Raw genomic sequence first — 23567 nt, 5'->3', positions numbered from 1 at the left:
CGGTGTCACCGGCGAGATCCTCGGGCCGGGGCCTAAGGACTACTTCTTGCCGGGCTTCTTCTTGCCGGCGACGGTCTTCTTCTTGCCCTTGCGGGTGCGCGCGTTCGTCTGCGTCCGCTGACCGTGGACGGGCAGGCCCTTGCGGTGCCGGATGCCCTGGTAACAGCCGATCTCGATCTTGCGCCGGATGTCGGCCTGGACCTCGCGCCGGAGGTCACCCTCGATCTTGTAGTTCGCCTCGATGTAGTCACGCATCGGGATGATCTCGGCGTCCGTGAGCTGGTGGACGCGCAGATCGGGGCTGATTCCGGTCGCGTCAAGGATCTCCTTGGCGCGGGTGCGGCCGATTCCGAAAATGTAGGTGAGAGCGATCTCCAGCCGCTTGTCGCGGGGGAGGTCGACGCCAACCAGGCGAGCCATGGTCGGGCATTCTCCTTCGATGTGGCGGAGGTCTTACGCCTCGCTTCCCCTCCCATGCCCGGGCGAGGGCCCCGGCCTCCGACCGGGGGTCTCCCACGTGGTACGGCTTTCGCCGCCTGCGCGGGTGCGAGACGCGACTACAGTGTTCGGCCCTCACGCGGGTCGAGCCCGTCACGTGGACGGACTCACCTGCGGGCCTGGTGGCGACGTGTCTGAGCGGAAACTCAGCCCTGGCGCTGCTTGTGGCGCAGGTTGTCGCAGATCACCATGACGCGACCGTGCCGGCGGATCACCTTGCACTTGTCGCAGATCTTCTTGACGCTCGGCTTGACCTTCATAGTCCTTATTCGTTCCGCATACGGGCCCGTCCACAGACGGAGGGGCCTACTTGTACCGGTAGACGATCCGCCCACGGCTGAGGTCGTAGGGGCTCAGTTCCACGACCACCCGGTCATCGGGAAGGATTCGGATGTAGTGCATCCGCATCCGCCCGCTGATGTGGGCCAGGACCTTGTGACCGTTGTCGAGCTGCACCCGGAACATCGCGTTCGGGAGCGACTCAATAACAGTGCCCTCAATCTCGATGGCGCCGTCTTTCTTGGCCATGGCCCTCGCGTTTCGCTGATCGGATCGTCAGAGGCTTCGGAACACTAAGCAGCCGCGACCTTCGGGCGCTTCCAGAGAGCGGCGACCAGCCAGGTCGCCTGAGCGCGAAAGGTCATAGTGAACCGACAAAGGAGTGTACGACAACCCGGGCCGAAATGCGAAACGACGGCAGGGGTCCCGACACAACCAGATCACAGCGTACCCCGGCGAGGGCGTACGGCCAATGCCCGGCGGGACGCCGGGCGTGGATCAGCGACGCCGCCGGGGCTTCGCGGCGACGCCGATGAGAGTGCCGGCGAGGAGGACGGTCCCCCACGGGCCCATGACCCAGAGCGGCCAGGGATAGACGAAGTGCCCCGAGGTGACCCCGATGGTCAGCCAGACCATCCAGTTCACGGCGGTGATCCCCGCCCAGCCGGCCCACGCCGCCTTCAGCGCGGTCCGCGCCTTATCGTCACGCCGGGCGGGCAGGGGCCTGTCGCTCTCCGCCGCCGCGGCGGGCAGGCGGTGCAGGTCGATCTCGGGCAGGTCGGCGGTCAGCGTGGCCAGTTCGCCGTACGTGCGGCTCCGGTAGAGCTGCTCAAGCCGATCGTTGAACTCCTCGACGCTGAGCCTGCCCTCGGCCACGTGCTCCCGCAGAGCCGCGGCGACCCGGTCCCGGTCGCCGTCCGAAGCCCGCATCTCGGGCGTAGCCGCCATCACCATCTCCCGGTCATCGGAACGTTACGCCCCATTATGGTTCACGCGCCGTCCCGGCGGGCCGATCAGGGAGTGGTGTCTCCGGTCTCTGGGGTAACCCCTGCCTCCGCCCGGGGGAACCGCGAGGCGCCGCCGTCGAGCGCGGTGAGCACGAGCGGGCCGTCCTCCGTCACCGCGACGCTGTGCTCGAAGTGGGCGGAGGGCTTGCCGTCGATGGTGACGACCGTCCAGTCGTCGTCGAGCACCCGGGTCCTGTCGGTGCCGAGGTTCACCATCGGCTCGATCGCGAAGCACATGCCCGCCTCGAACTTGGGACCGCGCCCGGGACGGCCGTGGTTGGCCACCCACGGGTCCATGTGCATCTCCGTGCCGATCCCGTGCCCGCCGTACTCCTGGGGGATGCCGTAGCGGCCCTGGGAGCGCACGTAGCGCTCGACCTGGAAGCCGATGTCGGACAGGTGCCCGCCGACCCGCAGGGCGGCGATGCCGCGCCACATGGCCTCCTCGGTCACCCGCATGAGCTCGGTCAGCGCCGGGTCGACCGCTCCGATCCCCACGGTGATCGCGGAGTCGCCGTGCCACCCGTCGAGGATCGCGCCGCAGTCGATGGAGATGATGTCGCCCTCGCGGAGCTTGCGGCGGTCGGTGGGGATGCCGTGGACGACCTCGTCGTTCACCGAGGCGCAGATCGTGGCGGGAAAGCCGTGGTAGCCCTTGAACGACGGGATCGCGCCCTCGTTCCGGATGGCCTCCTCGGCGACGACGTCGAGATCCAGCGGCGTCATGCCGGGCTGCACGGTCGTCCGCAGCAGCTCGAGCGTACGGGCGACGACCAGGCCGGCCGCCCGCATCTTCTCCACCTGCGCGGCGCTCTTGAGTTGAATGCCGTGTCTGTTCTTCTTGAACACGTAACGCACCCCCTCTCGAAATTGTCCCATATAAGCCTGAACGCCACCCCATGATGTGGGGTGGCGTTCCCGGCCGTGGTAACGACTCAGTCGGCGAACCGCCGCAGCGCCGACATCGCCCGTTGCGTGATCTCCTCGACCGGGCCGGTCGCGTCGACGCCCTGGAGGATGCCCTCGTCGGCGTAGAAGGAGATCAGTGGCGCCGTCTGCTCCTGGTAGACCTCCAGGCGCCGCCTGATGGTCTCCTCGCGGTCGTCGTCCCGCTGGAAGAGCTCGCCCCCGCAGGCGTCGCAGACGCCCTCCGCGGCGGGCGGGTCGAACACCAGGTGCCACACCTTCCCGCAGGAGCGGCAGGTGCGGCGGCCCGCCAGGCGCCGTACGACCTCGTCGTCCTCGACGACCAGGTTGAGGACGACGTCCAGCGTGGTGCCGAACTCCGCCAGCATCTTCTTGAGGACCTCGGCCTGGGGCACGTTGCGGGGGAAGCCGTCGAGGAGGAAGCCCTCCTTGGCGTCGTCCTCGGAGAGCCGGTCACGGACCATGGCGACCGTCACCTCGTCGGGGACGAGGTCGCCGCGGTCCATGTACTCCTTGGCGAGCCTGCCGAGCTCCGTGCCGCCGGAGACGTTGGCACGGAAGATGTCGCCTGTCGAGATTTTCGGGATCGACAGGTGCGATGCGATGAACTGGGCCTGCGTCCCCTTACCCGCTCCGGGGGGCCCTACCAGGACGACGCGCACTATCTCAGGAAGCCCTCGTAGTTGCGCTGCTGGAGCTGGCTCTCGATCTGCTTGACCGTGTCCAGACCCACACCAACCATGATCAGAATGCTGGTCCCTCCGAACGGGAAGTTCTGGCTCGCTCCGGCCACCGCCAGCGCGATGATCGGGATGAGCGAGATGACACCCAGATACGGAGCGCCGGCGGCCGTGAGCCGCGTGAGCACGTAGTTGAGGTACTCGGCGGTCGGCCGGCCCGGACGGATGCCCGGGATGAACCCACCGTACTTCTTCATGTTGTCAGCCACTTCCGGGGGGTTGAAAGTGATGGACACGTAGAAGTACGTGAAGAAGATGATCAGCAGGAAGAACACGGTCATGTAGATCGGGTGGTCGCCCCGCACCATGTTCTGGGCCAGCCACTCGATCACCGCGTTCGGCTGGCTGCTGTTGCCGAACAGCGTCACCAGGAGCTGCGGAAGGTACAGCAGCGACGAGGCGAAGATGACCGGGATGATGCCGGCCTGGTTCACCTTGAGCGGGATGTAGGTCGAGGTGCCGCCGTACATCCTGCGGCCGACCATCCGCTTGGCGTACTGCACCGGGATGCGGCGCTGCGCCTGCTCGATGAAGACGACGACGCCGATCATCACGACACCGACGACCATCACCACGACGAACTTGAACGGGCTGAGCCGGTAGATGTTGATCAGCTCGGACGGGAAGACGGCGATGACCTGAGTGAAGATCAGGATCGACATGCCGTTGCCGACGCCCCGGTCGGTCACGAGCTCGCCCAGCCACATGATCACCGCGGTACCGGCGGTCATCGTGATGACCATGGTCACGAGGGGGAAGATCTCCTGGCTGAGGAGGACCTGCTCCTTGCAGCTCGGGAAGAGCTGCCCGCTGCGGGCCAGCGCGATGAACGCGGTCGACTGCAGCACCGCGAGCCCGATGGTCAGGTACCGCGTGTACTGCGTGATCTTCGCGGTGCCCGCCTGGCCCTCCTTCTTCAGGGCCTCGAGCCGCGGGATGACCACGGTCAGCAGTTGCAGGATGATGCTGGCGGTGATGTAGGGCATGATGCCCAGTGCGAAGACTGAAAGTTTCAGCAGGGCTCCGCCGCTGAACAGCTGCACCATCCCGTAGATGTTGCCGGCGTCCCCTGCCTGGGCCTGGTCGAGACACAGGGCGACGTTCTGGGCGTTGACGCCCGGAGTGGGAAGCACCGAGCCCAGCCGGAACAGCGCGATGATGCCCAAAGTGAAGAGCAGCTTCTTGCGCAGGTCCGGCGTCCGGAAAGCCCGGGTAATCGCGGTCAGCACGGTCCCTCCTGCGCGCCTGTGACGCGGTAACGGTCGGCGATGGCCCGCGAGGCGTCCATCGACGAAACTTCTTGCCAAAGAGCTTGTTCGGCCACGGTCGGAGCCGTGTGCCAGGCGAACTCTAACGCACTACGGGCGCGGAGGCTCATAACGAACCTCCGCGCCTCGTGCAGCCTCATGCCTACAGCTCGGAAACCGAGCCACCGGCCGCGGCGATCTTCTCCTTCGCGCTGGCGGAGAAGGCGTGCGCCTGCACGTTCACCGCCACGGAGATGTCACCGGTGCCCAGCACCTTCACGGGCTGGTTCTTGCGAACCGCGCCCTTGGCCACCAGGTCGTCGAGCGTGACGTCGCCGCCCTGGGGGAACAGCTCCCCGAGCCTGTCCAGGTTGACGACCTGGTAGGTCGTCTTGAACAGGGAGTTGGAGAAGCCCTTCAGCTTCGGCAGCCGCCGCTGGAGCGGAACCTGGCCACCCTCGAAGCCCGGCATCACGGAGGTGCGGGCCCTGGTGCCCTTGGTGCCGCGGCCGGCCGTCTTGCCCTTGGACGCCTCGCCGCGGCCCTTGCGGGTCTTGGCCTTGTTGGCGCCGGGGGCAGGACGGAGGTCGTGGATCTTGAGCGGAGCGTTCTCGGTCATGACTAGTCGACCTCCTCAACCTCGACGAGGTGCGACACCTTGGCGACCATGCCCCGGATCTCCGGGCGGTCCTCCTTGACGACGACGTCGCCGATTCGCTTCAGGCCCAGCGAACGCAGCGAGTCACGCTGGTTCTGCTGGCCACCGATCTTGGACCGGGTCTGAGTGATCCTCAGCCGTGCCATCGTCAGCTCACCGCCTTGGCGGCCGCCGCGGCCTCGGCGAGACCCTCCGCGCGGGCCTTGAGCATCGCCTTGGGAGCGACGTCCTCGATCGGCAGGCCACGGCGGGCGGCGATCTCCTCGGGCCTGCTGAGGCCCTTCAGAGCCGCCACGGTGGCGTGCACGATGTTGATCGGGTTGTCCGAGCCGAGCGACTTGGACAGCACGTCGTGGATCCCGGCGCACTCCAGGACCGCGCGCACCGGACCACCCGCGATGACACCCGTACCGGGCGAGGCCGGACGCAGGAGGACGACGCCGGCGGCGTCCTCGCCCTGCACCGGGTGCGGGATCGTGCCCTGGATCCGCGGGACCTTGAAGAAGTGCTTCTTGGCCTCCTCGACGCCCTTGGCGATCGCCGCGGGCACCTCCTTGGCCTTGCCGTAGCCGACCCCGACGAGGCCGTTGCCGTCGCCGACGATGACCAGCGCGGTGAAGCTGAAGCGCCGGCCGCCCTGGACGACCTTGGCCACACGGTTGATCTTTACGACGCGCTCGATGTACGAGACGCCCTTGTCTGCGGCGCCACCGCGGCGGTCATCACGACGGTCACGCCGCTCGCCACCGCCGCCGGCACCGCGACGCGGAGCTGCAGCCATCAGTGGTTCCTCTTCTCGTTGCTCTTGGGACGGGCCGCCGGTCGCGGCCTCCGGACCGGAGCCATCAGAACTCCAGCCCGCCTTCACGGGCGCTGTCCGCGAGAGCGGCGATGCGCCCCGCGTAGCGGTTGCCACCGCGGTCGAACACGACGGCGGTGATCCCGGCGCTCTTGGCCCGCTGAGCGAGAAGCTCGCCGACCTTCTTCGCCTTCTCGGTCTTGTCACCCTCGGACCCGCGCAGCGAGACGTCCATGGTGGACGCGCTCACCAGCGTGTGACCCTGGGTGTCGTCGACGATCTGCACGAACAGGTGACGCGTGGACCGGTTGACGACCAGACGCGGACGCTCGGTGGTGCCGAACACGTTCTTGCGGACGCGGTTGTGACGGCGGGCCCGGGAGACCGTGCGGGCGGCCGTGTGCTTGCCGAACGCAGTCTTTCCAGCCATGCCTACTTACCAGCCTTTCCGACCTTGCGGCGGACAACCTCGCCCTGGTAGCGCACGCCCTTGCCCTTGTACGGGTCCGGCTTGCGCAGCTTCCTGATGTTGGCGGCGACCTCGCCGACCTTCTGCTTGTCGATGCCGTCCACGTGGAACAGGGTCGGCCTCTCGACGCGGAAGGTGACGCCCTCGGGAGCGTCGATGATCACCGGGTGGCTGAAGCCAAGCGAGAACTCCAGCTGCGTCGGGCCCTTGGCCGCGACGCGATAACCGACGCCGACGATCTCCAGCGTCTTCGTGTAGCCCTGCGTGACACCCGCCACCATGTTGGCGATGAGCGTGCGGGACAGACCGTGCAGCGCCCGGACCCGGTTCTCGTCGTTCGGGCGGGAGACGGCGATGTTGCCGTCCTCACCGCGCGAGACCTCGATGGGCTCGGCGACCGTGTGCGTGAGCGTGCCCTTGGGTCCCTTGACCTGGACCGCCCGGCCGTCGATCGTGATGTCGACACCCGCCGGTACGGGGATGGGCAGCCGTCCGATTCGCGACATGCTGGGTTCCTCCCCTCGTTACCAGACGTAGGCGAGGACTTCCCCGCCCACTCCACGCTTGCTCGCCTGCCGGTCCGTCATGAGACCGCCGGACGTCGAGATGATCGCGACGCCCAGACCGCCCAGAACGCGGGGCAGGTTGTCCTTCTTTGCGTAGACCCGCAGACCGGGCTTCGACACCCGGCGCAGGCCGGCGATGGAGCGCTCGCGGGTGGGGCCGAACTTCAGCTCCATCACGAGGTTCTTGCCAACCTTCGCGTCCTCGACGCTCCAGCCCTGGATGTAGCCCTCCTGCTGGAGGATCTCCGCGATGTGTGCCTTGATCTTCGAGTAAGGCATGCTCACGGTGTCGTGATAGGCCGAGTTCGCGTTCCGCAGACGCGTCAGCATGTCTGCGATCGGGTCGGTCATCGTCATGGCCGGTGGCCTTCCTCACCGCGGTTTCCCCGATGGGACCTTCGGTGCGGTCGTGGGCGCTGTGGTCAGCGCCCGGTTGATAAGACTTCTGTACGGCTGGCCCGCGAGGGCTTACCAGCTGGACTTGGTGATGCCGGGCAGCTCGCCCCGGTGCGCCATCTCGCGGAAGCACACGCGGCAGAGCCCGAACTTGCGGTAGACAGCGCGGGGACGGCCGCAGCGCGAACACCGAGTGTACGCCCGGACCTCGAACTTCTGCTTCCGCGCTGCCTTGACCTTCAGCGACGTCTTCGCCATGATCAGGCCTCCTTGAAGGGGAAACCGAGGAGCTTCAGCAGCGCCCGGCCCTGCTCGTCGTTCTTCGCGGTGGTCACGACCGTGATGTCCATGCCCCGCTGCCGGTCCACCTTGTCCTGGTCGACCTCGTGGAACATGACCTGCTCCGTGAGACCGAAGGTGTAGTTGCCGTTGCCGTCGAACTGCTTCGGCGACAGGCCCCGGAAGTCCCGGATACGCGGCAGCGCCAGGGACAGCAGACGGTCGAGGAACTCCCACATGCGGTCGCCGCGCAGCGTGACGTGCGCGCCGATCGGCATGCCCTCGCGCAGCTTGAACTGCGCGATGGACTTGCGGGCGCGGGCGACGGCCGGCTTCTGGCCGGTGATCGCGGTCAGGTCGCGCACGGCGCCCTCGATGAGCTTCGAGTCGCGAGCGGCCTCGCCGACGCCCATGTTCACCTTGATCTTGGTGATCGTGGGCACCAGCATGATGTTCTCGATGCCGAACTCCTCGCGCAGCTTCGCGATGATCTCTTCGCGGTAGCGCTGCTTGAGGCGCGGAACGGTGCGCTCTTCAGTCGTGGCGGTCATCAGCTGTCCTCACCCGTCGCCTCGGCGTCGCCCTTCGCGGCGGCCTTCTTCTCGGGCTTCTTCTCGTCATCCTTGAGCTTCTTGACGTTGCTCACGTGGATGGGAGCCTCCATGGTCTGCACGCCGCCTTCCTTGGCGCCGCGCGGTCCCTGGTTGGTGACCTTGGAGTGCTTCTTGATCATGTTGACGCCCTCGACCACCACGCGCTCCCTGTCGGGGTACGCGGCGATGATCCGGCCCTTGGCGCCCTTGTCCTTGCCGGCGATGACCTGGACGAGGTCGCCCTTCTTCACGTGCAGCTTCGGCATCACAGCACCTCCGGCGCGAGCGAGATGATGCGCATGAACTTCTTGTCGCGCAGTTCACGGCCCACCGGGCCGAAGATGCGGGTGCCCCGCGGGTCGCCGCTGTCCTTGATGATGACCGCGGCGTTCTCGTCGAAGCGGATGTAGGAGCCGTCGGGGCGGCGGCGCTCCTTCACGGTGCGCACCACGACAGCCTTGACAACGTCGCCTTTCTTAACGCCTCCGCCGGGAATGGCGTCCTTCACCGTGCCCACGATGATGTCGCCGATTCCCGCGTAGCGCCGACCCGAGCCGCCGAGCACGCGGATGCAGAGAATCTCCTTGGCACCCGTGTTGTCGGCGACCTTGAGCCGCGACTCCTGCTGGATCACGTCTACTCCTGTGTGTCGTGCCGGTTCTCACCCTGTGGTGAGCCTGGCCGAACCCGATGTGGTCTTTTTCCCCCGGCGACAGCCTGTGACCGCCGCCGCGGGCGGACCGGGCCGATGGACGGCCCCGCCCCTTGGACACCGTCGTGGGGGGTGGTCTCCCACCCCCCACGAGGCGCGTCTGTGTGTGTTACTTGGCCTTCTCGAGGATCTCCACGACCCGCCACCGCTTGGTGGCGGACAGCGGCCGGGTCTCCATCAGGAGGACGCGGTCGCCGACGCCGCAGACGTTCTGCTCGTCGTGGGCCTTGTACTTGGTCGTCCGACGGATGACCTTGCCGTACAGCGGGTGCTTGACGCGGTCCTCGACGGCGACGACGACGGTCTTGTCCATCTTGTCGCTGACGACCAGGCCCTCACGGGTCTTGCGGTAGTTCCGCGCCACGGTGGCGTCGGTGCTCGCGTCGGTGGTCTGGGTCTCGGTTGCTTCAGACATCGCTCGGCTCCTTCTCGACCGTGACGATGCCGAGCTCACGCTCGCGCATCACGGTGTAGATACGGGCGATCTCGCGGCGGACGGCGCGCAGCCGCCCGTGGCTCTCCAACTGCCCCGTCGCCGACTGGAAGCGGAGGTTGAACAGCTCCTCCTTGGCTTCCTTCAGCTTCTGGACCAGGACCTCCTGGTCCTCGACACGCAGCTCCGCGGCGGTCAGACCCTTAGCCATCACGCCTCACCCACTTCACGCTTGACGAAACGGCACTTCATGGGGAGCTTGTGCATCGCGCGCCGCATGGCCTCGCGGGCCACGGGCTCGGCGACGCCGGAAAGCTCGAACATGACACGGCCGGGCTTGACATTGGCGATCCACCACTCCGGAGAGCCCTTACCGGAACCCATGCGGGTCTCGGCCGGCTTCTTCGTGAGGGGGCGGTCCGGGAAGATGTTGATCCACACCTTGCCGCCACGGCGGATGTGCCGGGTCATGGCGATACGCGCGGCCTCGATCTGGCGGTTGGTCACGTAGCTGTGCTCAAGCGCCTGGATGCCGAACTCGCCGAAGACGACCCTGGTGCCGCCCTTGGCGGCGCCGCTGCGGTCGGGCCGGTGCTGCTTGCGGTGCTTGACCCTGCGCGGGATCAGCATGGTCAGCTCCCTTCAGCACCCGGCTGCTCCGCCGGGCCGGTCTCGGGGGCGGCCTGCGCGGCCGCCTCGGTCCTGGGTGCGCGGTCGGGACGACCGGCACCGCCACGACGGGGACGGTCGCCGCCACCGCGACGGGGACGGTCGCCCGCGCCACCACGACGGTCGTCGCGCTCACGACGCTGGCCCGCACGGGCGCCGGCCGCGGCCGCCTCCCGCTCGGAACGGCTGGTCGGAGCCTCGCCCTTGTAGATCCACACCTTCACGCCGATACGGCCGAAGGTGGTACGGGCCTCGTAGAAGCCGTAGTCGACGTCCGCGCGGAGCGTGTGCAGGGGCACGCGGCCCTCGCGGTAGAACTCCGAGCGGGACATCTCGGCGCCGCCCAGACGGCCGGCGCACTGCACCCGGATGCCCTTGGCGCCGCTCTTCATGGCGGACTGCATGGCCTTACGCATGGCCCGGCGGAACGAGACGCGGCTGGACAGCTGCTCGGCCACGCCCTGCGCGACGAGCTGCGCGTCGATCTCGGGGTTCTTCACCTCGAGGATGTTCAGCTGGACCTGCTTCTTGGTCAGCTTCTCCAGGTCGCCGCGGATGCGGTCGGCCTCGGCGCCGCGGCGGCCGATGACGATGCCCGGCCGGGCGGTGTGGATGTCGACCTGGACGCGGTCGGTCGTGCGCTCGATCTCGACCTTGGAGATGCCGGCCCGCTCCATGCCCTTCTGCAGCATGCGACGGATCGCCACGTCCTCGGCGACGTACGACTTGTACAGCTTGTCGGCGTACCACCGGCTCTTGAAGTCGGTCGTGATGCCGAGGCGGAACCCGTGCGGGTTAACCTTCTGGCCCACTAGCGGGTCCTTCCCTTCGGCTCGCGGGACTCCACGATCACGGTGATGTGGCTGGTCCGCTTGTTGATCCGATAGGCACGACCCTGGGCGCGCGGGCGGAAACGCTTGAGGGTCGGCCCCTCGTCGACCCACGCGCGGCTCACGAAGAGCGTCTCCCGGTCGAGCTTGAAATTGTGCTCAGCGTTCGCGATCGCGCTCGAGAGCACCTTGTAGACGGTCTCGCTCGCCGACTGGGGAGCGAACTGCAGCACGGCCTGCGCCTCCGAAGCGGGCAGCCCGCGAATGAGGTCCACCACACGGCGGGCCTTCCGGGGCGTGTGGCGCGCGAACCGCGCCTGTGCCCTGGCTTCCATCGCTTTCTCCTCTAACTGCTGGCTTGAAGGCGCTTACCGCCGGCTGCGGCGGTCTTCCTTGACGTGGCTGCGGAACGTCCGCGTGGGGGCGAACTCACCGAGCTTGTGACCGATCATCGAGTCGGTGACGAACACCGGGACGTGCTTACGGCCGTCGTGCACGGCGATCGTGTGGCCGATCATGTCGGGCACGATCATGGAGCGCCGCGACCACGTCTTGATGACGTTCTTGGTGCCCTTCTCGTTCTGGGCGTCCACCTTCTTCTGCAGGTGGTCGTCCACGAAGGGACCCTTCTTAAGACTACGTGGCATATCGGCTGCTCCTACCGCTTCTTCCTCTTGCTCCGACGACGGATGATCAGCCGGTCGCTCGGCTTGTTCGGCTGGCGCGTGCGGCCCTCGGGCTTGCCCTTCGGGTTCACCGGGTGGCGACCACCGGAGGTCTTGCCCTCACCACCACCGTGCGGGTGGTCGACCGGGTTCATGGCGACACCGCGGACCGTGGGGCGCTTGCCCTTCCAGCGGTTACGGCCGGCCTTACCGATGTTGATGTTGGACTGCTCGGCGTTGCCCACCTGGCCCACCGAGGCCCGGCATCGCACGTCGACCTGGCGCATTTCTCCGGACGGCATACGCAGCGTGGCGTACATGCCCTCCTTGGCGAGCAGCTGGATCTGCGCGCCGGCGCTGCGACCGAGCTTGGCACCGCCACCGGGGCGAAGCTCCACCGCGTGGATGAAGGTACCGGTCGGGATGTTGCGCAGCGGCAGGCAGTTGCCCGGCTTGATGTCGGCCGTGGGGCCGTTCTCGACCTGGTCACCCTGCTTGAGGCCGGCCGGGGCGAGGATGTAGCGCTTCTCGCCGTCGGCGTAGTGCAGCAGCGCGATGCGGGAGGTGCGGTTCGGGTCGTACTCGATGTGCGCGACCTTGGCCGGGATCCCGTCCTTGTCGTGGCGGCGGAAGTCGATGATCCGGTAGGCGCGCTTGTGCCCGCCTCCCTGGTGCCGGGCGGTCACCCGGCCGTGGACGTTGCGGCCGCCCTTGCTGTGCAGTGGGGCAAGCAGCGACTTCTCCGGCGTGCTGCGCGTGATCTCGGCGAAGTCCGAGACGCTCGCGCCGCGCCGACCCGGAGTCGTCGGCTTGTACTTACGGATGCCCATCTTTTTCGTTCATCCTTCGTCGGTTCGTACCGGTCGGGGTCCGCCTCACGGCGGTCCCCCCGGTGCTCTCTTCCTCGGGGCCGGTCCCTCGCACGATGGCGAGGGGCCCCTCTCCCCGCTGCGGCAGGTGCTAGCCGATCTGACCGAAGATGTCGATCCGCTCACCCTCGGCCAGGCTCACGATCGCGCGCTTGGTGGTGGGGCGCTGGCCGTAGCCGTACTTGGTCCGCTTGCGCTTTCCCTGGCGGTTGATCGTGTTCACGCCGGTCACCTTGACGCCGAAGATCTGCTCAACGGCGATCTTCACCTGCGTCTTGTTGGCACCCTTGCGCACCAGGAACGTGTACTTGTTGTGCTCATCGATCAGGCCGTAGCTCTTCTCGGAGACGATCGGCTTGAGGATGATGTCACGCGGGTCGGCGATCTTCTGCATCAGGCCTCTTCCTTCCCGCTGTTCGCCAGACGCGCCACGACCTGGTCGTAGGCCTCACGGGTGAAGACCACGTCGTCGTGGCAGAGCACGTCGTAGGTGTTGAGCTGCCCCGAGTCCAGCAGGTGGACCTCGGGGGCGTTGCGCAGGCTGAGCCAGGTGAGCTCGTCGTTCTCGTCCACCACGACGAGAACGCTGCGGGCCTGCGTGATCTTCCGCAGCGCCTCCAGGGCGGCGCGGGTCCCGGGCGTGTCACCCGTGACCAGACCGCTCACCACGTGGACGCGGCCGCCGCCGGCGCGGTCGGACAGCGCGCCCTTCAGGGCCGCCGCCTTCATCTTCTTGGGCGTCCGCTGCTCGTACGAGCGCGGCTGCGGGCCGTGGACGACGCCGCCACCGGCGAACTGCGGAGCGCGGGTCGAACCCTGGCGCGCGCGGCCGGTGCCCTTCTGCCGGTACGGCTTCTTGCCGCCGCCGGAGACGTTGCCGCGGGTCTTGGTGGCGTGGGTGCCCTGCCGGCGCGCGGCGAGCTGGGCGACGACCACCTGGTGGATCAGCGGGACGTTGACCTTGGCGCCGAAGACCTCCTCGGGGAGGTCGACGGTCCCCGCCTTGGCGCCGCTGGCGTCGAGGACGTCGATGGTCGTGGTCACTTGGCAGCAACCCCCTTCTTGGCGGCGGTGCGGAGGAGAACCAGGCTGCCGTTGGCGCCGGGGATCGCACCCTTGATCAGGATGAGGCCCTTCTCGGCGTCCACGGCGTGCACCTTGAGGCTCTGGACCGTCGTGCGCACGTTGCCCATCCGGCCGGCCATGCGCAGGCCCTTGAAGACGCGGCCCGGGGTGGCGCATCCGCCGATGGAACCCGGGGAGCGGTGCTTGCGCTGGGTACCGTGCGAGGCGCCGAGACCGCGGAAGTTGTGGCGCTTCATGACACCGGCGAAGCCCTTGCCCTTGCTCTTGCCGGTGACGTCGACGTACTGCCCGGCCTCGAAGGCGTCGGCGAGGATCTCCTGGCCGAGCGTGTACTCGGAGGCGTCGTCGGTGCGGACCTCGGCGAAGTAGCGGCGCGGCGTGATGTCGTGCTTGCGGAGGTAGTCGCCCAGGGGCTTGTTGACCTTACGAGGGTCGATCTGCCCGTAGCCGAGCTGAACGGCGGAGTAGCCGTCCTTCTCCGGAGTGCGGACCCGGGTCACCACGCACGGACCGGCCTCGACGACGGTGACCGGGATCACCCGGTTCGTCTCGTCGAAGACCTGGGTCATGCCGAGCTTCTTGCCCAGGACGCCCTTGATCTGCTTAGCCATGTCAGTGCGTTCCTTAGAGCTTGATCGAGATGTCGACACCGGCAGGAAGGTCGAGACGCATGAGCGAGTCGACCGTCTTCGGCGTCGGGTCGATGATGTCAATCAGCCGCTTGTGCGTACGCATCTCAAAGTGCTCGCGGCTGTCCTTGTACTTGTGCGGCGACCGGATGACGCAGTACACGTTCTTCTCGGTCGGCAGCGGCACCGGGCCAGCGACCTTGGCGCCGGTCCGCGTCACCGTCTCGACGATCTTCTTGGCCGAGCTGTCGATGACCTCGTGGTCATACGCCTTGAGCCGGATGCGGATCTTCTGTCCCGCCATAATGGCCTCGGTGTCCTTCGCTGTCGTCCTATAAAGCTTCACGCGGCCTGGTGCCGCAGGTCGTTTCCACGCGACCGACGCCCCGGAATTTGTCCGGTGTTCCGTGATCTGGCAGTGGCTTCGGTCGAAGTGCGGCCGAAAGCACTGCGAGATCACGGTCTCGTCGTCCGTGGGGGGCCGTTTCCGGCCCCTCCGTGGTGCGGCGGTCAGGCCCTCACGGGCCCGACCGCCACCCAGCGGTGCTACTACTTGATGATCTTCGTCACACGGCCGGCGCCGACGGTGCGGCCACCCTCGCGGATCGCGAACTTGAGGCCCTCCTCCATCGCGATCGGCTGGATGAGCTGGACGGTCATCTCGGTGTTGTCACCGGGCATGACCATCTCGGTGCCCTCCGGCAGGTTCACGACACCGGTCACGTCCGTGGTACGGAAGTAGAACTGCGGCCGGTAGTTGTTGAAGAACGGCGTGTGGCGGCCGCCCTCGTCCTTGGACAGGATGTAGACCTGCGCCTCGAACTCGGTGTGCGGGGTCGTCGTGCCCGGCTTGATGACACACTGGCCGCGCTCGACGTCCTCGCGCTTGATGCCACGGAGGAGCAGACCGACGTTGTCACCGGCCTGGCCCTCGTCGAGGAGCTTGCGGAACATCTCGACACCGGTGACGGTGGTCGTGGTGCTCTTCTCCTTGATGCCGATGATGTCGACGGTCTCGTTGACCTTGACGACACCGCGCTCGATACGACCGGTGACGACGGTGCCGCGACCGGTGATCGAGAACACGTCCTCGATCGGCATGAGGAACGGCTTGTCGGTGTCACGAACCGGCTCGGGGACGTTCTCGTCCACGGCGTTCATGAGCTCGATGATGGAGTCGCCCCACTTCTCGTCGCCCTCGAGGGCCTTGAGAGCGGACACGCGCACGACCGGCAGGTCGTCGCCCGGGAACTCCTGGGCGGACAGCAGCTCGCGGACCTCGAGCTCGACGAGCTCCAGGATCTCCTCGTCGTCGACCATGTCGGCCTTGTTGAGGGCCACGACGATGTAGGGAACGCCGACCTGGCGGGCCAGGAGGACGTGCTCCTTCGTCTGCGGCATCGGGCCGTCGGTCGCGGCGACCACCAGGATCGCGCCGTCCATCTGGGCGGCACCGGTGATCATGTTCTTCACGTAGTCGGCGTGACCGGGGCAGTCCACGTGGGCGTAGTGGCGCTTCTCGGTCTGGTACTCGACGTGCGCGATGGAGATGGTGATTCCGCGGGCCTTCTCCTCGGGCGCCTTGTCGATCTTGTCGAACGGGGTCGCCTCGTTGAGCTGCGGAAAACGGTCGTGAAGCACCTTGGTGATCGCCGCGGTCAGAGTGGTCTTGCCGTGGTCGATGTGCCCAATGGTGCCGATGTTCACGTGCGGCTTGTTCCGCTCGAACTTGGCCTTGGCCACTGGTCTGTCTCCTTAGAGATTCTGACTTGACTTGCGTCCTGCAACTCAGGCTGTGCGCGGCGGAGGGATCGCTCCCCCCGCCGTGCACCGAGCGGAACTATTCGCCCCGAGCCTTCGCGACGATCTCCTTGGCGATGCCCGGGGGCACCTCCGAGTAGGAGTCGAACTGCATGCTGTAGCTCGCCCGCCCCTGGGTGCGGCTGCGCAGGTCGCCCACGTAGCCGAACATCTCAGACAGCGGCACAAGCGCCTTGATGACACGGGCGCCGGACCGTTCGTCCATCGCCTGGATCTGTCCGCGACGACCGTTGAGGTCGCCGATGACGTCTCCCATGTAGTCCTCGGGCGTGGTGACCTCGACGGCCATCATCGGCTCGAGGAGTACAGCGTCCGCCTTGCGCGCGGCCTCCTTGAAGGCCATCGAGCCGGCAATCTTGAACGCCATTTCCGACGAGTCGACCTCGTGGAAGGCGCCGTCCTGGAGCGTGACCTTCACTCCGACCATCGGGTAGCCGGCGAGCACGCCGAACTCGGCCGCCTCCTGCGCGCCCGCGTCCACCGACGGGATGTACTCCCGCGGGATGCGGCCACCGGTGACCTTGTTCTCGAACTCGTAGCCGTCGTTGCCCTCGCCCAGCGGCTCCAGGTTGATGATCACGCGAGCGAACTGGCCGGAACCACCGGTCTGCTTCTTGTGCGTGTACTCGACCTTCTCCACCTTGCGGCGGATGGTCTCGCGGTAGGCGACCTGCGGGCGGCCGACGTTCGCCTCGACCTTGAACTCGCGGCGCATCCGGTCGACGAGGATCTCCAGGTGGAGCTCGCCCATACCCCAGATGACCGTCTGGCCGGTCTCCTCGTCCCGGCGGACCTGGAAGGACGGGTCCTCCTCGGCCAGCCGCTGGATCGCGGTGCCCAGCTTCTCCTGGTCGCCCTTGGTCTTGGGCTCGATCGCGACGTTGATGACCGGCGCGGGGAACGTCATCGACTCGAGGACGACCTGCTTGACCGGGTCCGACAGAGTGTCGCCGGTGGTGGTGTCCTTCAGGCCCATGACGGCCACGATCTGACCAGCGGTCGCGGACGGGCGCTCCTCGCGCTTGTTCGCGTGCATCTGGTAGATCTTGCCGATCCGCTCCTTCTTGCCCTTGACCGAGTTCACCACGGTGGTGCCGGTCTCGAGCGTTCCGGAGTAGACGCGGATGTAGGTGAGCTTGCCCAGGTGCGGGTCGCTCATGATCTTGAACGCCAGCGCCGCGAAGGGCTCGTTCGGGTCCGCGTGACGCTCGACGATCTCCTCCTCCTTGCCCACCGCGTGGCCCTTGAAGGCCGGGATGTCGGTGGGGGCGGGGAGGTAGGCGACGATCGCGTCGAGCAGGGGCTGCACGCCCTTGTTCTTGAACGCGGTGCCACACAGGACCGGGTTGATCGCGCCGGCGACCGTCGCCCGGCGGATGGCCGCGACGAGCTGCTCCTCGGTGGGCTCGACACCCTCCAGGAAGAGCTCCATGAGCTCGTCGTCGTTCTCGGCGACCGTCTCGACCAGCTTGTCGCGCCACTCGCGGGCCGCGTCGGCGTGGTCGGCCGGGATGTCGACGGTGTCGTACATCTCGCCCTTGGCCGCCTCGGCGCTCCAGAGCAGGCCCTTCATCTTCACCAGGTCGATGACGCCCTTGAAGTCGGCCTCGACGCCCCAGGGAAGCTGGATGACCGCCGGGCTGGAGCCCAGCCGGCTGATCATCATGTCGACGCAGCGGTGGAACTCCGCACCGACCCGGTCCATCTTGTTCACGAAGCAGATGCGGGGCACACCGTAGCGGTCGGCCTGACGCCACACCGTCTCGGACTGCGGCTCCACGCCGGCGACGCCGTCGAACACCGCGACCGCGCCGTCGAGAACACGCAGCGACCGCTCGACCTCGATGGTGAAGTCCACGTGTCCGGGCGTGTCGATGATGTTGATCGTGTGATCAAGCCAGCTGCAGGTGGTCGCGGCGGAGGTGATGGTGATGCCGCGCTCCTGCTCCTGCTCCATCCAGTCCATGGTGGCAGCGCCCTCATGGACTTCACCGATCTTGTAGTTGATGCCGGTGTAGAACAGGATGCGCTCAGTCGTCGTGGTCTTGCCCGCGTCGATATGGGCCATGATCCCGATGTTGCGGACCCTGGCCAGGTCAAGAGCGGTCGTGGTGGCCACTTCTTCGCGTCCTTAACTCGTCGTCGGTGCTCACTACCAGCGGTAGTGGGCGAAGGCCTTGTTGGACTCGGCCATCTTGTGCGTGTCCTCGCGCCGCTTGACGCTGGCGCCGAGGCCGTTGCTCGCGTCGAGAAGCTCGTTCATGAGCCGCTCGGTCATGGTCTTCTCGCGGCGCGCCCGGGAGTACTGGACGAGCCACCGCAGGGCCAGCGTGGTGCTGCGCGAGGCCTTCACCTCGACGGGCACCTGGTAGGTGGCGCCACCGACGCGGCGGCTCTTCACCTCGAGCGTCGGCCGGACGTTGTCGAGAGCGCGCTTCAGGGTGACGACCGGGTCGTTGCCGGTCTTGTCCTTGCAGCCCTCGAGAGCGCCGTAGACGATCGACTGCGCGAGGGAGCGCTTGCCGTCCAGGAGAACCTTGTTGATGAGCGCGGTGACCAGCGGCGAGTTGTGCACCGGGTCAGCGACCAGCTGGCGGCGGCCAGGGGAACCCTTGCGCGGCATGTCAGCTCTTCTCCTTCTTCGCGCCGTAACGGCTGCGGGCCTGCTTGCGGTTGCGGACGGCCTGGGTGTCCAGCGAACCACGGATGATCTTGTAGCGAACACCCGGCAGGTCCTTCACACGACCACCACGCACGAGCACCATCGAGTGCTCCTGGAGGTTGTGACCCACCCCAGGGATGTAAGCCGTGACCTCGATGCCGTTGGTGAGCCGAACACGGGCCACCTTGCGCAGCGCCGAGTTGGGCTTCTTGGGGGTGGTCGTGTAAACGCGGGTGCAAACGCCGCGCCGCTGCGGGCTCCCCTTGAGGGCAGGAGTCTTGGTCTTGCTGACCTTGTCCTGCCGGCCCTTGCGGACCAACTGCTGAATGGTGGGCACCGCGTCTCCGTTTCGTGCCTAGCCGGTGATACGTCGTCCCGATCCTGGCGATGCCGCCCCTCACGGGTTTGCAGGTGCTGCCGGTGTCATGACCTGCGGATTTTTCATCCCCGCCGACCCACGCGCTCGGGCGTGTCGCGCTCTGCGCGCCCCACACCCGGACAGACCCGGTCGATCTGGAGGATTCACACGGCGCCCCCGCCCGCCTCTCACATGAGAGAACGGCTGTCAAGCGCACGCATGCGAGCCCACGAACCCATGGGCACGAAGGAAAAGACTACCCAGCGGTTCGCAAGTCGTCAAAACGACCGCCGCCGGATCGTCGGGTCCGTGTCATGGTTCCCGCCGCCTGCCTGGTGGCAGACAGCCAGAGGGCTCGGGAAGAGTGTACTCGCCCACCACCCCTCCCCTCGCCATTTCCGCCCACCCCACGCCACCTGAGCGGGAAACGCCGAACCGCCCGGAGAGCGGGTGCTCTCCGGGCGGTTCGGCGTTCGGGACTCAGCCGTCCGGGACTCAGCGGCCGTACTGGCCGAAGTCGTACTCCTCCAGCGGGACGGCCTCGCCGCTGCCGGAGCCGAAGGTGTAGTCCGCGGCGGAGCCGTCGTAGCCGCCGACCGTGTACATCGCGGCCTTGGCCTCCTCGGTGGGCTCCACCCGGATGTTGCGGTACTGGGGCATGCCCGTACCGGCCGGGATGAGCTTACCGATGATGACGTTCTCCTTGAGGCCGAGCAGCGAGTCCGACTTGGCGTGGATCGCCGCGTCGGTGAGGACTCGCGTCGTCTCCTGGAAGGACGCCGCCGACAGCCAGGACTCGGTGGCCAGCGAGGCCTTGGTGATGCCCATCAGGACCGGACGGCCGGAGGCCGGCTGGCCGCCCTCCGCCACGGTCTGCCGGTTCATCGCCTCGAAGCGCGGCCGCTCGACCAGCTCGCCGGGCAGCAGCTCGGTGTCGCCCGACTCGAGCACGTTCACGCGCTTGAGCATCTGCCGGACGATGACCTCGATGTGCTTGTCGTGGATCGACACACCCTGCGAGCGGTAGACCTGCTGCACCTCGTCCACGAGGTGGAGCTGGACGGCCCGCGGGCCGAGGATCCGCAGGACCTCGTTCGGGTTGCGCGCACCGGCGATCAGCAGCTGACCGACGTCCACGCGCTGTCCCTCGGAGACCAGCAGCCGCGACCGCATCGAGACCGGGTACGCGATCTCCTCGGAGCCGTCGTCCGGAGTGATGACGATCTTGCGGGTCTTGTCGGTCTCGTCGATCCGCACCCGGCCCGCGACCTCGCTGATCGGGGCGACACCCTTGGGGATGCGCGCCTCGAAGAGCTCCTGGACACGCGGCAGACCATGGGTGATGTCCGCGCCCGCCACACCACCGGTGTGGAAGGTACGCATGGTCAGCTGGGTGCCGGGCTCACCGATCGACTGGGCCGCGATGATGCCGACGGCCTCGCCGACGTCCACGAGCTTGCCGGTGGCCAGCGAGCGGCCGTAGCAGGTCGCGCAGACACCGATCTTGGCCTCGCAGACCAGCGTGCTGCGGGTCCGGACCGTCTCGATGCCGGCGTTGACCAGCGCGGTGACGGTGTCGTCGTTGATGTCGACACCCGCCGCGGCGACGAGCTTGCCGTCCACCTCGACGTCCTCGGCCAGGATGCGGCCGTGCACGTTGCTCTCGGCGTTCTCGGCCTTGACCAGGGCGCCCTGGGAGTCGCGCTCGCCCACGTGCAGCGGGACGGCGCGGTCGGTGCCGCAGTCGATCTCGCGGACGATGACGTCCTGGGCGACGTCGACGAGACGACGCGTCAGGTAGCCGGAGTCGGCGGTCCGCAGGGCGGTGTCCGCCAGACCCTTCCGCTGGCCGTGGGTCGAGATGAAGTACTCCAGCACCGACAGGCCCTCGCGGAAGGAGGACTTGATCGGCCGCGGGATCGTCTCGCCCTTGGTGTTGGACACCAGGCCGCGGATGCCGGCGATCTGCCGCACCTGCATGCGGTTGCCGCGGGCGCCGGAGTTGACCATCATCCAGACCGGGTTGGTCGCCGGGAACGCGTTGACCATGTCGGTCTCGACGTCCGCCGTCGCGTGGGTCCAGATCTCGATGAGCTCCTGACGGCGCTCCTCGTCGGTGATCAGACCACGGTCGTACTCCCGCTGGACCTTGTCGGCGCGCCGCTCGTACGACTCCATGATGGCGGCCTTGTTCGGCGGCGCCACGACGTCCTCGATGGAGATCGTGACACCGGCGCGGGTCGCCCAATGGAAGCCGGCGTCCTTCAGCGCGTCGAGCGCGTTGGCCACGTCCACCTTCGGGTACCGCTCGGCCAGCTCGTTGACGATCGCCGAGAGCTGCTTCTTGCCGACCTGGTAGTTCACGAAGGGGTAGTTGGCGGGCAGCGTCTGGTTGAACAGGCACCGGCCCAGCGTGGTCTCCAGCCGGATCGCGTCGCCGGCCTCCCAGCCCTCCGGGGCCTCCCAGCCGCGCGGCGGCGGAACGTCCTTGAGCCGCACCTGGATCTTGGCCTGGATGTCCAGCTCGTGCCGGTCATGGGCCATGAGGGCCTCCGACACGGTGGTGAACACCCGGCCCTCGCCCTGGCCGCCCTCCTTCTCGGTGGTCAGCCAGTACAGACCGATGACCATGTCCTGGGTGGGCATCGTCACCGGCTTGCCGTCCGCCGGCTTGAGGATGTTGTTGGTGGACAGCATCAGGATCCGCGCCTCGGCCTGGGCCTCGGCCGACAGCGGCAGGTGCACCGCCATCTGGTCGCCGTCGAAGTCCGCGTTGAACGCGGTGCAGACGAGCGGGTGGATCTGGATGGCCTTGCCCTCGACCAGCTGCGGCTCGAAGGCCTGGATGCCCAGGCGGTGCAGCGTGGGCGCGCGGTTGAGCAGCACCGGGTGCTCGGTGATGACCTCTTCCAGCACGTCCCACACGACCGGCTTGGACCGCTCGACCATCCGCTTGGCGGACTTGATGTTCTGCGCGTGGTTGAGATCGACCAGGCGCTTCATCACGAACGGCTTGAACAGCTCCAGCGCCATCTGCTTGGGCAGGCCGCACTGGTGCAGCCTGAGCTGCGGGCCGACGACGATGACCGAACGGCCGGAGTAGTCGACGCGCTTGCCGAGCAGGTTCTGCCGGAAACGGCCCTGCTTGCCCTTCAGCATGTCGCTCAGGGACTTCAGCGGGCGGTTGCCGGGACCGGTGACCGGACGGCCGCGGCGGCCGTTGTCGAACAGGGCGTCGACGGCCTCCTGGAGCATCCGCTTCTCGTTGTTCACGATGATCTCGGGCGCGCCGAGGTCGAGCAGACGCTTGAGCCGGTTGTTCCGGTTGATGACCCGGCGGTACAGGTCGTTCAGGTCCGAGGTGGCGAAGCGGCCACCGTCGAGCTGGACCATCGGCCGCAGGTCCGGCGGGATCACCGGGATGCAGTCGAGGACCATGCCGCTCGGCGAGTTGCGGGTGTTGAGGAACGCCGCGACGACCTTGAGCCGCTTGAGGGCGCGGGCCTTCTTCTGGCCCTTGCCGCTGCGGATGGTCTCCCGCAGGTTCTCCGCCTCGGCTTCCAGGTCGAAGCCGCCAAGCCGCTCCTGGATGGCCTGGGCGCCCATGCCACCGCGGAAGTAGCGGCCGAACCGGTCGCGCATCTCGCGGTAGAGCAGCTCGTCGCCCTCCAGGTCCTGGACCTTGAGGTTCTTGAAGCGGCTCCAGACCTCCTCCAGCCGGTCCAGCTCGCGCTGGGCCCGGTCGCGGAGCTGGCGCATCTCACGGTCGGCGCCCTCGCGCACCTTGCGGCGGGCGTCGCCCTTGGCGCCGGAGGCCTCCAGCTCGGCCAGGTCGGCCTCGAGCTTCTTCTGGCGGGCCTCGATGTCGGCGTCACGGCGCTGCTCGACGTGCTGCCGCTCGACGGAGATCTTCGCCTCCAGCGACGGCAGGTCGCGGTCACGCATCTCGTTGTCGACATGCGTGATCATGTAGGCCGCGAAGTAGATGACCTTCTCCAGGTCCTTCGGGGCCAGGTCGAGCAGGTAACCGAGGCGCGACGGGACGCCCTTGAAGTACCAGATGTGGGTGACCGGGGCGGCCAGCTCGATGTGGCCCATCCGCTCACGGCGCACCTTGGCGCGCGTGACCTCGACGCCACAGCGCTCACAGATGATGCCCTTGAAGCGGACGCGCTTGTACTTACCGCAGTAGCACTCCCAGTCCCGGGTCGGACCGAAGATCTTCTCGCAGAAGAGCCCGTCCTTTTCCGGCTTGAGGGTGCGGTAGTTGATGGTCTCCGGCTTCTTCACCTCGCCGTGCGACCACTGCCTGATGTCGTCGGCGGTCGCGAGGCCGATGCGCAGCTCGTCGAAGAAGTTGACGTCGAGCACTAGA

33 protein-coding genes are annotated in these 23567 nt (G+C 67.4%); all 33 read right to left on the bottom strand.

Annotated elements, in window-relative coordinates:
• Positions 1-39 precede the first annotated feature (39 nt).
• The gene (rpsM, locus tag HHX40_RS05300; RefSeq protein WP_111699893.1) at positions 40-420 is read right to left on the bottom strand and encodes a 30S ribosomal protein S13; all 381 of its coding nucleotides are present in this window, start codon (positions 418-420) and stop codon (positions 40-42) included.
• A gap of 224 nt (positions 421-644) precedes the next feature.
• Positions 645-758: a 50S ribosomal protein L36 gene (gene rpmJ / locus HHX40_RS05295; RefSeq protein WP_003956441.1), complete on the bottom strand. Its 114-nt coding sequence runs from the start codon at positions 756-758 to the stop codon at positions 645-647.
• A 46-nt stretch (positions 759-804) separates the two neighbouring features.
• Positions 805-1026: a translation initiation factor IF-1 gene (gene infA / locus HHX40_RS05290; protein ID WP_030508344.1), complete on the bottom strand. Its 222-nt coding sequence runs from the start codon at positions 1024-1026 to the stop codon at positions 805-807.
• Between the two features lie 249 nt (positions 1027-1275).
• Complete coding sequence (locus HHX40_RS05285) at positions 1276-1725, bottom strand: DUF1707 SHOCT-like domain-containing protein (RefSeq protein WP_182879628.1); 450 nt, start codon at positions 1723-1725, stop codon at positions 1276-1278.
• 65 nt (positions 1726-1790) lie between these two features.
• The gene (map, locus tag HHX40_RS05280) at positions 1791-2633 is read right to left on the bottom strand and encodes a type I methionyl aminopeptidase (RefSeq protein ID WP_182879627.1); all 843 of its coding nucleotides are present in this window, start codon (positions 2631-2633) and stop codon (positions 1791-1793) included.
• Between the two features lie 86 nt (positions 2634-2719).
• Positions 2720-3373: an adenylate kinase gene (locus HHX40_RS05275; RefSeq protein ID WP_111699895.1), complete on the bottom strand. Its 654-nt coding sequence runs from the start codon at positions 3371-3373 to the stop codon at positions 2720-2722.
• Positions 3373-4680, bottom strand: coding sequence for a preprotein translocase subunit SecY (gene secY, locus HHX40_RS05270; RefSeq protein ID WP_138460501.1), 1308 nt, complete (start codon positions 4678-4680; stop codon positions 3373-3375). The genes HHX40_RS05275 and secY overlap by 1 nt, the downstream gene beginning before the upstream one ends.
• A gap of 181 nt (positions 4681-4861) precedes the next feature.
• Positions 4862-5317: a 50S ribosomal protein L15 gene (rplO, locus tag HHX40_RS05265; RefSeq protein ID WP_111699898.1), complete on the bottom strand. Its 456-nt coding sequence runs from the start codon at positions 5315-5317 to the stop codon at positions 4862-4864.
• Positions 5318-5319: 2 nt separating this feature from the next.
• A complete protein-coding gene (gene rpmD, locus HHX40_RS05260) occupies positions 5320-5502 on the bottom strand; it encodes a 50S ribosomal protein L30 (protein WP_111699899.1) in 183 nt (60 codons plus the stop codon).
• Between the two features lie 2 nt (positions 5503-5504).
• A complete protein-coding gene (gene rpsE / locus HHX40_RS05255) occupies positions 5505-6137 on the bottom strand; it encodes a 30S ribosomal protein S5 (protein WP_030508336.1) in 633 nt (210 codons plus the stop codon).
• A gap of 64 nt (positions 6138-6201) precedes the next feature.
• Positions 6202-6585, bottom strand: a complete 384-nt coding sequence (gene rplR / locus HHX40_RS05250) for a 50S ribosomal protein L18 (RefSeq protein ID WP_111699900.1) — start codon at positions 6583-6585, stop codon at positions 6202-6204.
• A gap of 2 nt (positions 6586-6587) precedes the next feature.
• Entirely contained in the window at positions 6588-7130 is a 543-nt protein-coding gene (gene rplF / locus HHX40_RS05245) for a 50S ribosomal protein L6 (protein WP_111699901.1), read from the bottom strand.
• Positions 7131-7148: 18 nt separating this feature from the next.
• Positions 7149-7547, bottom strand: a complete 399-nt coding sequence (rpsH, locus tag HHX40_RS05240; protein ID WP_111699902.1) for a 30S ribosomal protein S8 — start codon at positions 7545-7547, stop codon at positions 7149-7151.
• A gap of 111 nt (positions 7548-7658) precedes the next feature.
• Complete coding sequence (locus HHX40_RS05235; RefSeq protein WP_030451489.1) at positions 7659-7844, bottom strand: type Z 30S ribosomal protein S14; 186 nt, start codon at positions 7842-7844, stop codon at positions 7659-7661.
• A gap of 2 nt (positions 7845-7846) precedes the next feature.
• Positions 7847-8416: a 50S ribosomal protein L5 gene (gene rplE / locus HHX40_RS05230; protein ID WP_111699903.1), complete on the bottom strand. Its 570-nt coding sequence runs from the start codon at positions 8414-8416 to the stop codon at positions 7847-7849.
• Positions 8416-8715, bottom strand: a complete 300-nt coding sequence (gene rplX / locus HHX40_RS05225; protein ID WP_133305957.1) for a 50S ribosomal protein L24 — start codon at positions 8713-8715, stop codon at positions 8416-8418. The genes rplE and rplX overlap by 1 nt, the downstream gene beginning before the upstream one ends.
• Positions 8716-8723: 8 nt before the next feature.
• Positions 8724-9092: a 50S ribosomal protein L14 gene (gene rplN, locus HHX40_RS05220; protein WP_030508330.1), complete on the bottom strand. Its 369-nt coding sequence runs from the start codon at positions 9090-9092 to the stop codon at positions 8724-8726.
• A gap of 187 nt (positions 9093-9279) precedes the next feature.
• Positions 9280-9585: a 30S ribosomal protein S17 gene (gene rpsQ, locus HHX40_RS05215; protein ID WP_111699905.1), complete on the bottom strand. Its 306-nt coding sequence runs from the start codon at positions 9583-9585 to the stop codon at positions 9280-9282.
• Positions 9578-9814, bottom strand: a complete 237-nt coding sequence (rpmC, locus tag HHX40_RS05210) for a 50S ribosomal protein L29 (RefSeq protein WP_030508328.1) — start codon at positions 9812-9814, stop codon at positions 9578-9580. Before rpmC ends, rpsQ begins: the two co-directional genes overlap by 8 nt.
• Positions 9814-10233 (bottom strand): 50S ribosomal protein L16, encoded by a 420-nt coding sequence (rplP, locus tag HHX40_RS05205; RefSeq protein WP_030508327.1) that lies wholly within the window; start codon positions 10231-10233, stop codon positions 9814-9816. Before rplP ends, rpmC begins: the two co-directional genes overlap by 1 nt.
• Positions 10234-10235: 2 nt before the next feature.
• Entirely contained in the window at positions 10236-11084 is an 849-nt protein-coding gene (gene rpsC / locus HHX40_RS05200; protein ID WP_111699906.1) for a 30S ribosomal protein S3, read from the bottom strand.
• Positions 11084-11437: a 50S ribosomal protein L22 gene (rplV, locus tag HHX40_RS05195; protein ID WP_111699907.1), complete on the bottom strand. Its 354-nt coding sequence runs from the start codon at positions 11435-11437 to the stop codon at positions 11084-11086. Before rplV ends, rpsC begins: the two co-directional genes overlap by 1 nt.
• Before the next feature lie 33 nt (positions 11438-11470).
• A complete protein-coding gene (rpsS, locus tag HHX40_RS05190; RefSeq protein ID WP_055506384.1) occupies positions 11471-11749 on the bottom strand; it encodes a 30S ribosomal protein S19 in 279 nt (92 codons plus the stop codon).
• A gap of 11 nt (positions 11750-11760) precedes the next feature.
• Positions 11761-12597 (bottom strand): 50S ribosomal protein L2, encoded by an 837-nt coding sequence (gene rplB / locus HHX40_RS05185; RefSeq protein WP_111699908.1) that lies wholly within the window; start codon positions 12595-12597, stop codon positions 11761-11763.
• 130 nt (positions 12598-12727) lie between these two features.
• Entirely contained in the window at positions 12728-13030 is a 303-nt protein-coding gene (gene rplW / locus HHX40_RS05180; RefSeq protein ID WP_111699909.1) for a 50S ribosomal protein L23, read from the bottom strand.
• Positions 13030-13680 carry a 50S ribosomal protein L4 gene (rplD, locus tag HHX40_RS05175; RefSeq protein ID WP_111699910.1) on the bottom strand — a complete coding sequence of 217 codons (651 nt, stop codon included), beginning with the start codon at positions 13678-13680 and terminating at the stop codon, positions 13030-13032. The genes rplW and rplD overlap by 1 nt, the downstream gene beginning before the upstream one ends.
• Complete coding sequence (rplC, locus tag HHX40_RS05170) at positions 13677-14333, bottom strand: 50S ribosomal protein L3 (RefSeq protein WP_111699911.1); 657 nt, start codon at positions 14331-14333, stop codon at positions 13677-13679. The genes rplD and rplC overlap by 4 nt, the downstream gene beginning before the upstream one ends.
• A 13-nt stretch (positions 14334-14346) precedes the next feature.
• Positions 14347-14655 (bottom strand): 30S ribosomal protein S10, encoded by a 309-nt coding sequence (gene rpsJ, locus HHX40_RS05165; RefSeq protein WP_012887830.1) that lies wholly within the window; start codon positions 14653-14655, stop codon positions 14347-14349.
• A 245-nt stretch (positions 14656-14900) separates the two neighbouring features.
• Positions 14901-16094: an elongation factor Tu gene (gene tuf / locus HHX40_RS05160; RefSeq protein WP_036328531.1), complete on the bottom strand. Its 1194-nt coding sequence runs from the start codon at positions 16092-16094 to the stop codon at positions 14901-14903.
• A 97-nt stretch (positions 16095-16191) separates the two neighbouring features.
• Positions 16192-18240, bottom strand: coding sequence for an elongation factor G (gene fusA, locus HHX40_RS05155; RefSeq protein ID WP_220498784.1), 2049 nt, complete (start codon positions 18238-18240; stop codon positions 16192-16194).
• Positions 18241-18324: 84 nt separating this feature from the next.
• Complete coding sequence (rpsG, locus tag HHX40_RS05150) at positions 18325-18795, bottom strand: 30S ribosomal protein S7 (protein WP_030508317.1); 471 nt, start codon at positions 18793-18795, stop codon at positions 18325-18327.
• 1 nt (position 18796) lies between these two features.
• Complete coding sequence (gene rpsL / locus HHX40_RS05145) at positions 18797-19171, bottom strand: 30S ribosomal protein S12 (protein ID WP_030508316.1); 375 nt, start codon at positions 19169-19171, stop codon at positions 18797-18799.
• A gap of 516 nt (positions 19172-19687) precedes the next feature.
• Positions 19688-23563: a DNA-directed RNA polymerase subunit beta' gene (locus tag HHX40_RS05140; RefSeq protein WP_182874088.1), complete on the bottom strand. Its 3876-nt coding sequence runs from the start codon at positions 23561-23563 to the stop codon at positions 19688-19690.
• Positions 23564-23567: the final 4 nt, after the last annotated feature.

The organism is Microbispora sp. H10949 (assembly GCF_014161435.1).
GTDB classification, from domain to species: domain Bacteria; phylum Actinomycetota; class Actinomycetes; order Streptosporangiales; family Streptosporangiaceae; genus Microbispora; species Microbispora triticiradicis.
Note: the sequence above shows the minus strand (reverse complement) of the source record. Positions and strands in the feature narration are given on the sequence as shown.